General features: G+C 42.4%; 12 protein-coding genes and 1 rRNA gene. 4 read left to right on the top strand and 9 right to left on the bottom strand.

The features are described 5' to 3' along the window. Positions 1 to 82: ribosomal RNA gene (locus VKA52_RS17010) — 16S ribosomal RNA — on the bottom strand; the annotation flags it as partial. Between the two features lie 416 nt (positions 83 to 498). After that, positions 499 to 1,383: a nucleotidyltransferase-like protein gene (locus VKA52_RS17005; protein ID WP_326316559.1), complete on the bottom strand. Its 885-nt coding sequence runs from the start codon at positions 1,381 to 1,383 to the stop codon at positions 499 to 501. Between the two features lie 133 nt (positions 1,384 to 1,516). On the opposite strand from VKA52_RS17005, the gene VKA52_RS17000 reads away from it, so the two are divergent. Continuing rightward, positions 1,517 to 1,888, top strand: coding sequence for a YgzB family protein (locus VKA52_RS17000; protein ID WP_160916496.1), 372 nt, complete (start codon positions 1,517 to 1,519; stop codon positions 1,886 to 1,888). A 119-nt stretch (positions 1,889 to 2,007) separates the two neighbouring features. Here VKA52_RS17000 and perR read toward each other — a convergent pair whose 3' ends face one another. The 5 genes from perR to VKA52_RS16975 form a co-directional block, all read right to left on the bottom strand. Then, complete coding sequence (gene perR, locus VKA52_RS16995; protein ID WP_160916512.1) at positions 2,008 to 2,451, bottom strand: peroxide-responsive transcriptional repressor PerR; 444 nt, start codon at positions 2,449 to 2,451, stop codon at positions 2,008 to 2,010. A gap of 121 nt (positions 2,452 to 2,572) precedes the next feature. Next, entirely contained in the window at positions 2,573 to 3,130 is a 558-nt protein-coding gene (locus VKA52_RS16990) for a cob(I)yrinic acid a,c-diamide adenosyltransferase (RefSeq protein ID WP_160916494.1), read from the bottom strand. 1 nt (position 3,131) lies between these two features. Beyond that, a complete protein-coding gene (locus VKA52_RS16985; RefSeq protein WP_326316557.1) occupies positions 3,132 to 4,085 on the bottom strand; it encodes a D-2-hydroxyacid dehydrogenase in 954 nt (317 codons plus the stop codon). Positions 4,086 to 4,165: 80 nt separating this feature from the next. After that, entirely contained in the window at positions 4,166 to 4,636 is a 471-nt protein-coding gene (bcp, locus tag VKA52_RS16980) for a thioredoxin-dependent thiol peroxidase (protein WP_089653776.1), read from the bottom strand. A 64-nt stretch (positions 4,637 to 4,700) separates the two neighbouring features. Further along, a complete protein-coding gene (locus VKA52_RS16975; RefSeq protein WP_326316556.1) occupies positions 4,701 to 4,991 on the bottom strand; it encodes a potassium channel family protein in 291 nt (96 codons plus the stop codon). A 316-nt stretch (positions 4,992 to 5,307) separates the two neighbouring features. On the opposite strand from VKA52_RS16975, the gene VKA52_RS16970 reads away from it, so the two are divergent. From VKA52_RS16970 to VKA52_RS16960, 3 genes are all read left to right on the top strand, one after another. Next, complete coding sequence (locus tag VKA52_RS16970; RefSeq protein ID WP_085030712.1) at positions 5,308 to 5,394, top strand: YjcZ family sporulation protein; 87 nt, start codon at positions 5,308 to 5,310, stop codon at positions 5,392 to 5,394. Between the two features lie 197 nt (positions 5,395 to 5,591). After that, positions 5,592 to 6,887, top strand: a complete 1,296-nt coding sequence (locus VKA52_RS16965) for a glutamate-1-semialdehyde 2,1-aminomutase (RefSeq protein ID WP_326316555.1) — start codon at positions 5,592 to 5,594, stop codon at positions 6,885 to 6,887. A 322-nt stretch (positions 6,888 to 7,209) separates the two neighbouring features. Continuing rightward, the gene (locus VKA52_RS16960; protein WP_160916487.1) at positions 7,210 to 8,277 is read left to right on the top strand and encodes an FUSC family protein; all 1,068 of its coding nucleotides are present in this window, start codon (positions 7,210 to 7,212) and stop codon (positions 8,275 to 8,277) included. A gap of 144 nt (positions 8,278 to 8,421) precedes the next feature. Here VKA52_RS16960 and VKA52_RS16955 read toward each other — a convergent pair whose 3' ends face one another. Both VKA52_RS16955 and ntdP read right to left on the bottom strand, forming a co-directional pair. Beyond that, the gene (locus VKA52_RS16955; protein WP_326316554.1) at positions 8,422 to 10,194 is read right to left on the bottom strand and encodes an ABC transporter ATP-binding protein; all 1,773 of its coding nucleotides are present in this window, start codon (positions 10,192 to 10,194) and stop codon (positions 8,422 to 8,424) included. 69 nt (positions 10,195 to 10,263) lie between these two features. Further along, positions 10,264 to 10,791, bottom strand: a complete 528-nt coding sequence (ntdP, locus tag VKA52_RS16950) for a nucleoside tri-diphosphate phosphatase (RefSeq protein ID WP_089653788.1) — start codon at positions 10,789 to 10,791, stop codon at positions 10,264 to 10,266. Positions 10,792 to 11,427 lie beyond the last annotated feature (636 nt).

Raw genomic sequence — 11,427 nt, 5'->3', positions numbered from 1 at the left:
CCACTCGCTTCCCGCGCTCGACTTGCATGTATTAGGCACGCCGCCAGCGTTCGTCCTGAGCCAGGATCAAACTCTCCATAAAAGTTAAGTTTGACTTGCTCATTTGCACACCGAATGTGCTTTGTTTCAAATCTCTTCTATTAAAGAAGAAATGTTTTGACGTACTGGTTGGTTCGTTCAGTTTTCAAAGATCAAATGTTTTGATTGCCGCTCAAAACAGCGACTCAATTAGTGTATCACGCCCAGTTATTTATGTCAATAACTTTTTTGTGATTTATTTTTTTGAGCCGTTCGCGGTTTGCCGCCCTCTTAATGCGACAAGTAATAATTTATCATGTCTGTTGTTTTGTGTCAACAACTTTTTTCATGAATTTATTACGCTCGATGTCGCTCTCTTAATGCGACGCTTATTAATATAGCATGGGGTGATTTCTTCCGTCAATAACTTTTTACAAAAAGATCCCCTCTTCCGTTTCCCTTTCAGAAGAGGGGATCTTTTTATTGATCCATATATTCCCCGACAGGCTTGTATCTTCTATGGAAGATTTGCGGCCCTTTCGTATCCTGAGGTACAACTTCAATGACATCATGGTCTACAAGATATTCAATCATGGAAGATAAGTCCAGGATATATTCCTGAATTTCAGGATGCACTTTCAGTTCTCCAAACGACCAGGGTTCTTCCCTTTCATTCATCAACTCCAACAAATGCTGAGCACTCGCTCTTGATCTTTTACTAATCGAGTGTTCAACAGCCAGAATCATCAACTGTATTCTTTTATCTGTCGGTTCACCACTTTCAATAAGTTCCTGGTAAAGTTTATAGATCTCCGGTTCAATCCGCTTCACCTGATTCCACACTGTCACTTCTGGATGGAAACCTTTTTCAATAATGGATAACCGGGCTAGATAATGAAGAGAATTCACCATGCGGCTATAAGAATCAAGGTACTGCCCGGAATCAAACAAGTCTTTGGATTCACTATAACTACGAATCAACTTAGCAAATTCAATGGCCTTCTTTAAATTGCGGTTTTGTTGAGGGAACTCCCTCAAGTGTTCCTTCAGGTTGGTCAGATACTCATTTCTCTCGAAAATGATGTTGCCATTAATCACCCATTCTACAGCTCGACGATAAGAACTTGTATCAATCCAATGCTGGAGAAGCTTTTCATCCACTATATGCATCGCTGCTGACTTATTTTCAAATTCATAATGTTTCACATACCATAGTTCCTCCGCGTCCCGAACAATAATGAATAGAATGACATCAAAATTATCGGTCACAGGGCTGATTGGTTTCTTCTTTTCTAATATAAGAATGCCCAGCGTGTTACTCTGACTGGCTTTTTCTTGATAAATCGGGCGTAATAGATCTTCCATACTCTTTCCCCCACATTCAATTTCCCTTTCCTTGTGTTTATTCGCTATGTTTAGTCAAATTCCTTTTTTCCTATTATATTTGCCTAAAGAAAATATGCTATACTACGTGGTAGATAGTAAGGAGGGACCCTGAGTGGCGTTAAAATACAGCAGCAAAATCAACAAGATTCGTTCTTTTGCTTTCTGGTTGATTTTCCTTGGCATCGGCGTGATGTACATCGGGTTGTTATTCAAAGATGTGATGTGGGCCATGGCTACATTCATGATCTTAGGCATGGTATTTGTCGGCCTAAGTACAGTCGTCTATTTCTGGATTGGTATGCTTTCTACAAAGACCGTACAAATTATTTGTCCATCCTGTGAAAAACCGACCAAGATGCTTGGTCGTGTGGATGCGTGTATGCATTGCGATCAACCTTTGACGATGGACAAATCTTTAGAAGGAAAAGATTTTGATGAGAGATACAATAAAAAGCGGTATCAGAAGGAAACTCAAGGCCAGTAAGAAAAGATGGAAAACTGTACTTAATCAAAAAACTCCGCTGCGTTCGCAGCGGAGTTTTTTATTTTCAGCTATAATTCAGCTCATCAATAAAAAAAACTGAAAGCCTAGCGCTTCCAGTTTTAGTGAGCGTTATTCGATTGGCATTCTGTACACGTTCCATAGACTTCCATGCGATGATGACTTACATTAAATCCAGTCACCTGTTCAGCTAATGATTCCACTTCGTTCAAACTCGGATAGTGAAAGTCAACGATTTTACCGCATGATTCACAAATTGCATGATAGTGATCGCTGGTATTGCAATCAAAGCGGCTTGAAGAATCACCGTAAGTCAGTTCCCGTACGAGTCCGATTTCCCTGAATACACGGAGATTGTTATAAACCGTGGCTACACTCATGTTCGGAAATTTACTTTCCAATGCTTTATAAATTTCATCAGCTGTTGGGTGAGTCATAGAATTCAGCAGGTATTCAAGCACCGCATGACGCTGTGGAGTAATTCGTACACCAGAGCCTTTCAATGTATCAATGGCATCTTGGAGTCGATAGTCTGACACGGTCATGCACCTCGCTTTCATAAACTGATTCTTGATTTATAATATTATTAAATTAGAATCCTTACAATTAGTGTAACCTTTTCTTTAAGGAATTGTCAATATAAAGCACTGCTCAAAAAGTCGAGCCTCATACATCAGGATCCAGGGGTGTCTCTGTTCCTCCAAGTTGACGATTTACATAACGAGCTGCTACAAAGAGAAAATCCGATAGTCGATTTAAATAAGACACAACCAACTGGTTCTCCAATTCATCTTCCAGCGCCACTGTTATCCTCTCTGCCCTGCGGACCACTGTACGAGCAAGATGAAGAGCAGCTGATGCCTGATGCCCGGAAGGCAGGATGAAATTCTTCAATGGCTCAAGGGACTGATCCCATTCATCAATTTGTTTTTCCAACTCATCAATATGCTCTTTTTTCAGCTTCCACATCACATCTTTCCCTTTAGGTGTAGCCAGTTCTGCGCCGACGTGGAATAAGACCGTCTGGATTTTCTGGAAAGTGTGTAGAAAAGCTTCCTTATCCGTCCAATCTTCATGATTCAAATGACTGAGAGCAAGACCAATCATTGAGTTTGCTTCATCACATGTGCCATAAGCCTCTACCCGGATATCATTTTTAGCTACACGTTGACCATAAATTAAAGATGTTTTTCCTTTATCCCCCGAACGTGTGTAAATCCTCATCTTAATACCCCCGTTTTGGATCAATAATATTTCGTAATTCTCCTTCTCCACTTATAAAAACAGATAGATTCTTTTCAAAAAGATCAAACCCTCGTGAAACATAGTGAGGCGAGATCCCTGATAAGTGCGGTGTTACCGTTACATTTTCTTCCTGCCAGAGCGGATGATCTTCAGGTAAAGGTTCCTCTTCAAAAACATCAAGGACCGCGTGTGAAATTTCTTTCTGAAGTACTGCATTTAGTATCACATCGGAAGAAACCAAGTCGCCTCTTCCCATGTTGAGAAAGATAGCACGCTTGGGCATTTCTTTAAAATGCTTCTCCTCAAGTAGATATTTCGTTTCCGGGGTACTCGGAAGAGCAGCCACAACAAAATCCGCAAGAGGAAGGACGAGTTCCAATTGTTGCACCGGGAAAGTCTGGTCGAAATGCGGTTTCTTTTTCCCTGACTTGGATATTCCAATCGTTTTCATTTGAAAGGCTTTGGCTAAACGGGCAACTTCCTGTTGAATGGCCCCCGTCCCAAGAAGAACCATTGTACGACCGCTTATTTCATTCATTACAGGGCGTCGGCTCCACTCTGCTTTCTCCTCTTGTTGAATAAGCGTTTTTGCCTTACGGGAGACTTGCAGCAACATAGAAATGGCATACTCTGCCATAGGTTGTGCATGGATGCCTCTTACATTCGTTACAAGAATGTCTCTTTCAGCAATCTCATCAAAAGGCATCCGATCCATTCCTGCAGATAAGACCATAATCCATTTCAGCTTCTTGGCTGATTGGATCTTTTCTCTATCCAAGTCTTCGCCGTATGTAATGAAGACATCCGCTTCCTCGAGGTAATATTTGGCTTCCCCCATCCCGTGACAGAAAATAAAGGCGGCCTCAGGAAAACGTGTTTGAAGCCTCAGTTGGATTTCATCTGGAACTCTTTTAATGGCAGAAACGATCTTCATGAATTCATCTCCTCCCCCTTTTCTTCTATATTAGATGATAAAGAAACCATAGTCACTTGTAGACTATGGCTCGGTTGATTTCATGATAGGTTTTCTCTAATATACTCTAGAGCTGATTCGACGTGCCCCTGAACTTTAACTTTACGGTATTCTTCAGCAAGTTTGCCTTCTTTATCGATGATAAAAGTGGAACGTTCAATACCATAATATTCTTTACCAAAGTTTTTCTTCAGTTTCCAAACACCAAACTGCTCAGCCACTTGGTGATCTTCATCAGCAAGCAGAAGGAATGGCAGGTCATGCTTGTTTATGAATTTTTCATGAGACTCCACCGGATCAGGGCTGACACCTAAAATAACGGCATCCAGGTCTTCGAAACTTTCATGATGATCGCGGAAATCGCAAGCCTCTGTCGTGCAACCAGGAGTCATGTCTTTAGGGTAAAAATAAAGGACTACGTTCTTCCCTTTATAATCAGAAAGGGATACGGATTCGCCGCTGTTCGCTGGTAATGTGAAGTCTTGTACTTGTTTTCCTTTTTCAACTGTCATAATAAGACCCTCCTAAATGGTTTCTACCACTTAGGTTACCTCAAATATAGACAAACTTCCAACTTCAGCGCTCTTCTTTATGCTTCAACCAAACTTTCGCAACAAGGGCAGCGGGAAGCGTATACCCTACCATCGCCTCGATGATGGCAATCCATTTCCCGAGTCCTACTGGCGTTAGATCTCCGTAACCGACTGTAAATAAAGTCACCCCGCTAAAGTAAACACTCCTTAGCATATCGTGAATCCAGTAATCTTGGGTAAACGGGACGTCTGCCTTATAAACCTCTATCCCTTGGAGAATCAGGGCAGCATAAATAATTCCAAAACCAACCATGACAATCGTATATAACATCATAATGGACACAAAGAGTTGGACAGAAAAGATTTTGTGTTCAAATTCTAGGGAGTTAAAAATCTGACGGAGACTTACTCCAATAAGTGCGAGGGAAAGTGTAGAAATAATGATTGTAACCATAGATAAGATAAGCCCCTTTAAAAACGAGTAAACAAGCCCTACTTTTTCATATGAAAACAGAGAGTCTTTTATGCCATACCTCATTTAAGACTGAACTGGTTGAAGGTCCATTTTTCATACAAAACCGGGCGAACGCACAGCCCGCGAATGGAAGTCTGCATAAGATACAGTAAACAATGGAAAGGGGGAATTGTGAATGGGTTACGGATATGGTGGAGGCTTTGCGCTAATCGTTGTTCTTTTCATCCTTCTAATCATCGTTGGTGCAGCATTCCTATACTAAAAACAGCTCGCACTGAGGCATAAGTGCGCTCAGTGTTACTTTCCTCGTAATCGATCGGACTACTGTTTCAACGCTCTAGAGTGAAGGAACCTTTCAAAGGCTGCTTCCTGGGTTACCGCCCGGGGAGCACCTTTGTGAATCATGATGGACAAGCATGCTACAATGAACAGTGAAAAGGATTGTTTAGGAGGCAAATGATGAATATCAATCAGTCGGAACACTTATATAAAGAAGCAACAGAACATATCGTAGGGGGCGTCAACTCTCCTTCCCGCGCCTATAAAGGCGTAGGAGGCGGAACTCCGGTGTATATGGAACGAGCGGAAGGCTCCCATTTCTATGATGTCGACGGAAATGAATATATCGATTACTTAGGAGCTTATGGTCCGATCATTACCGGACATGCGCATCCACATATTACAGAGGCCATAACCAAAGCTGCACAGAACGGTGTGTTGTACGGAACACCAACCGTCCTCGAAAACCGCTTTGCTAAAATGCTTAAAGAAGCCATTCCTTCATTGGATAAAGTAAGATTCGTCAATTCAGGGACAGAAGCTGTCATGACAACTATCCGAGTTGCTCGCGCTTATACGGGCAGAAACAAAATCATCAAATTCGCCGGATGTTACCACGGGCATTCTGATTTGGTCCTTGTAGCTGCAGGTTCCGGTCCATCAACTTTAGGTACCCCGGATTCAGCAGGCGTCCCTGCATCGATTGCCCAGGATGTAATTACGGTCCCTTTCAATGATATCGAACCATTCAAAGAAGCCCTTGAAAAATTCGGTGATGAGATCGCTGGAGTTCTTGTCGAACCGATTGTAGGAAACTTCGGAATTGTAGAACCTAAACCAGGTTTCCTTCAGGAAGTGAATGAACTGACACATAAGGCGGGAGCTTTAGTTATTTATGATGAAGTCATTACTGCTTTTCGTTTTACATACGGAAGCGCTCAGCAACTCTTAGATATAGAGCCGGATATGACAGCGATGGGTAAAATCATCGGCGGCGGACTCCCGATTGGTGCTTACGGCGGCCGCTCGGATATTATGGAGCAAGTCGCTCCATTAGGTCCAGCCTACCAGGCGGGGACGATGGCAGGAAACCCTGCTTCCATGTCTGCAGGGATCGCTTGTCTAGAGGTCCTTCAAGAAGACGGCGTATATGAAGAAATGGACAGGCTCGGCGCCCGTTTGGAAAAAGGAATTCTAGAACATGCGGAAGAACACGGCGTGGAAATTCAAATCAATCGCTTGAAAGGCGCATTGACCGTATATTTCACAGATGAAAAAGTCGAAAACTATGAGCAGGCAGAAAATACGGACGGTGACCGATTCGCCCGCTTCTTCAAGCTCATGCTTGCTGAAGGAATCAATCTCGCCCCATCTAAATATGAAGCCTGGTTCCTGACCACCGCTCATACAGATGAAGATATCGACCAAACACTAACAGCTGTCGAAAAGACATTCAGGATCATGGCTAACGACTAACCACCCCTCTCCCCTGTGCACAGGGGAGATTTTTTATTGCTTTTTCTTCTTCGTTAGTTGATTATATGAAATGTTCATGCTATTATAAATACATAATTCTGAATATTCCCACGAATTATGATCTTTGTTTCATTTCTTTCCCTTTTCATGGTTCCAGCTTAGGCTGGTTCCCCTTTGGCTTATGCGGATTACGCATAAGCTTTTTCTTTTGTTCTCCTTCTTATGAAATGATGTATAATGGGGACATCCGGCTTTCTATTAGGAAAGTCTCTTTTGAATGCTCTTTTGTTCAAATTTTTCAGATTAAAGGATGATGTCTTCCATGAAACTAGGCGCACGAATGATGAAGACAGGATTAGCAGTAGGGATAGCCCTTTATATCGGTCACTTGGTCGGTTTTGTCTCTCCTCTACTCGCTGCGATCGCTGTCGTCTTTTCCATTCAACCTTCCATTTATCGGTCCTATCAATCCATCATTGAGCAAGTACAAGGAAACACCATCGGTGCGTTGATTGCCATTGTTGCCGTTTTCACTCTGGGCAACGATCCATTCATCGTAGGATTTGCGATCATTCTTGTCATAGGATTGACAACGACATTAAAAATGAACGAAAACACGATTGCCCTGGCTGTAGTAGCTGTCATTGCCCTGATGGACTCGACGGACCAAACCTTTTTATACTTTGCAGGTTCCAGGTTCGCCTCCATGCTGCTCGGGATTCTCGCGGCATTTATCGTCAACCTTGTTTTTCTTCCCCCACGGTATGAAACAAGGCTGTTTACAAAAATTGACCGAGCAACAAATGATATTCTGCAGTGGCTGAGAGTGACCACAAGAAACTTATCCGATGAACCTGCCCTTAAATATGAAATTACAAGGATTCAGGACGATATGCGTTGGATTGACCATACCTATCTTCTATATTCAGAAGAAAGAACCTATTTCAAAGGGAGTCACTTTTCTAAAGGAAGAAAAATGGTGCTCTTCCGTCAGTTGATAACAACCACTAAAAAATCCTTCGACGTCTTGAAGGCTTTTTATCGGTTGGAACACAAAATTGAACAAATTCCAGAACAGTTTCAAGATGCCGTTGTACAAGAGCTTGATAAGTTAATCAATGCACATGAAAAATTAATACTAAGTCTTAAAGGCCGCATAAAAAATACTCATAAACAATCATTAAGACGCATTGAAGAACCCGACATTCCTTTGCTTGTTGAACGCCTGATGAGCGTTTACCAAAAAAGCAACAATCCTGATAAACTGATCTTCCTCCCCCTTGCTTCACAATTGATGGAATACCACTATCAGTTAGAGCGACTCAAAAAATTATTAAAAAGTTACCAGGCACACCACCAGGATGACTTTATCCAAACAACAGAAAAATAAACACCTAAAGGCGAGTATGTCAGACATACTCGTCTTTTTTGATCTCTACTACCATTAAAGATATCCATTCGGTAACTCATATTTTTGAAACCCATATCATGACAGAACAAAAAAAGCTCAAGGTACTGAACCTTGAGCTTTTCGTTACGTTCCCATATATTCTTCTTTAGGATCATCCAGCTCCTGCACTTGGTACAGGTCGTAATAATGGCCTTGTTTCTTCATCAACTCCTGGTGGGAGCCGACTTCTACGATTTCACCATTCTCGATGTGGACAATCCGGTCCGCATGGGTGATGGTAGAAAGGCGATGAGCCACAATAAACGTTGTCCGTTCAGAAGCTAAACGTTCAAGAGCATTTTGAATGAGATGCTCACTTTCCAAATCAAGAGCAGAAGTCGCTTCATCTAAAACGAGTAACGGCGGGTTTTTCAAAAATACCCTTGCGATTGCCACCCTTTGTTTTTGACCACCCGATAACTTCACACCTCTTTCACCGACCAACGTATCGTAGCCGTTCGGAAGATTCATGATAAAATCATGGGCATTCGCCGCTTTCGCAGCATCAACCATCTGTTCATCCGTGGCATCCGGATTACCCATTCGTATATTCATCGCGATCGATTCACTAAAGAGGATATTGTCCTGAAGCACCATGCCAATGTTATCTCTGAGAGATCTTGCTTCAAAATCCCTAATATCTATTCCATCAATAGAGATGGAACCTGAAGTGACATCGTAGAATCGAGGGATCAAACTAATAAGGGTCGACTTTCCTCCCCCGCTCATGCCGACAAAAGCGATGGTTTCTCCTTGATTAATGTCCAGGCTGACATTTTTAAGGACGAGCGGATCTTCTTCATCGTATCGAAAGGAGACATCCTCTACTTTGACGTCGCCTCTCACGTGTTCCATTTTCTTCGCTTCCGGTTTATCGACAATGTCATATTTTTCATCCACAAATTCAAAAACACGATCCATGGAGGCGATGGATTGTGTAAGCACTGTCGCGGAATTGACGAGGCGGCGCAGCGGATTATATACACGATCCATATAGCCGACAAATGCAACCATTGTACCAACGGTTAGAGAACCTGTGATGACTTGGTAACCTGCAAAAGCAATGACTAACAATGGCGCAAGATCTGTAATCGTATTCGTTACAGAGTAGGTGTATGCGTTCCAGTTAGTATGGGTGATCGCTTTATCCAGGAAATTCTTATTCTTCACATCAAATTGTTCTTGTTCATGATCTTCCAAAGCGAAACTCCTGGTCACAGGAACCCCCTGTACACGTTCATGCAAGTGACCTTGTACTTCAGCAAGGGCCTGTGAACGATCGCGCGTAAGCTTTCGTAACCTTGCGTAAAAATATTTGACCGCAAAGCCGTAAAAAGGGAACAAAGCAATAGCCACCAATGTAAGCCAAGGATCCATCGTCAACATGATAATGATGGCAATAACAATGGTGAACATATCGAGCCAAATATTCATAAGGCCTGTGATTACGAATGTTTTCGTTTGCTCTACATCATGAATGACGCGGGAGATGATTTCTCCTGTTTTTGTTCTAGAATAAAAGCGTAAACTCAAACGTTGAATATGGTCGAAAAGTTTTTCTCTAATATCATATAAAATGTTACTCCCTATCCATTGCGCCAAGTATTGCCTAATGTATTCAATAGGCGGCCGCAGAATGAGGAAAATGAGAAAAGCCCCTCCTAAAATGAGCAGCAATTGATCCAGCCGTTCTGCCTGCGTCATATCTTCCGCATTAATGATATCATCTATGACATATTTAATAATGAGCGGCATTAACAAAGGGATAGAAAATTTAACGATTCCTATAAGGACGGTGAGAATAATTTTCCCTTTGTAGGGCTGCACAAATCGTAAATACCTTTTTATACTGTCCAAAACAACACCTTCTTTCTAAACCTTTCAAACAACAACGAAGCGCACTTTTTATAAGTGCGCAATCGGTCATTATCTATACGTTAAGTACCTTTCATACCACTGATCGATAAATTCTGGGGAAAACGGTCCTTTTCGCTGACGAATCCACCTGATTAAAATATCAATGTTGTTATAGAGGATACGATCCAACACATGCGGATAATTCATCCTTTTTTTATGGATTTCATATTCGTCTTCATCGAGTATTTTATAGGTCATATCAGGGAATATTTTCACGTCCAGATCATAATCAATATATTTAATCGTCTCATCTTCATAGACGAAGGGAGAACTAATGTTGCAGTAGTAATATACTCCATCGTTCCTTAACATACCGATAATGTTGAACCAGTATTTAGAGTGAAAATAACAGATCGCCGGTTCTCTGGTGATCCACCTTCTGCCATCACTTTCAGTTACTTCCGTACGGTCATTGGCTCCGATGATCACGTGCCTTGTCCCTTTCAATATGGTGGTACTATCCCAAACTCTGTGTAACTGCCCATTGTGCTTATAGCTCTGGATTTCTATCCGTTTACCTGCTTCTGGGCCGGGCATACAATCCCCCCTTCCCTTTCTATTCCATATCACCTTCTACCTATTATAACGACAAATGAAGTGGATTGAAAACAATTGGACCAGAGACAGGAGTATCCAACAAAACCATCCCCTTTTATTCCACAATAGCTCCCTTTAGTTGAAGACTCAGTTTCGAGACTTTTGTTAGGTGGATGGGGGCTTCTGGGAATAACTCGCTTTCCGCGGGAGCGCGGTGAGCCTCCTCGGACTGCGTCCTGTGGGGTCTCACCCTGCACTTTTTTCCCGCAGGAGTCTCGCCATTCCCCTCCGCCCACTTGCCGGAAGAAATTCTCGAAGCTCCCTTCCAGCAATAGGAGCTTTTATGGTTGAGAAGCCTATGTCAACGCGGTTTATGCAGGATTCAAAAGAGTTTTAGGCAGGGTCCTATAAGAGGGATTTCGAGAACCTCATTTGGTAAAGGGGCGGAGGGAAACGGTGAGACTCCTGTGGGAAGTGCGTGGTAGATGAGACCCCGCAGAGCGTTAGCTCGAGGAGGCTCATCACTCGCCCACGGAAAGCGAACCTTTTCCCGGTGCGCCTAAATCCACACAAACATCTCGAAATCAAGTCTTCCACAATCCTGCCATATTGTTTAATAAATATTAAAAGGATATG

Source organism: Halobacillus sp. HZG1 (genome assembly GCF_035818575.1).
GTDB classification, from domain to species: domain Bacteria; phylum Bacillota; class Bacilli; order Bacillales; family Halobacillaceae; genus Halobacillus; species Halobacillus litoralis.
Note: the sequence above shows the minus strand (reverse complement) of the source record. Positions and strands in the feature narration are given on the sequence as shown.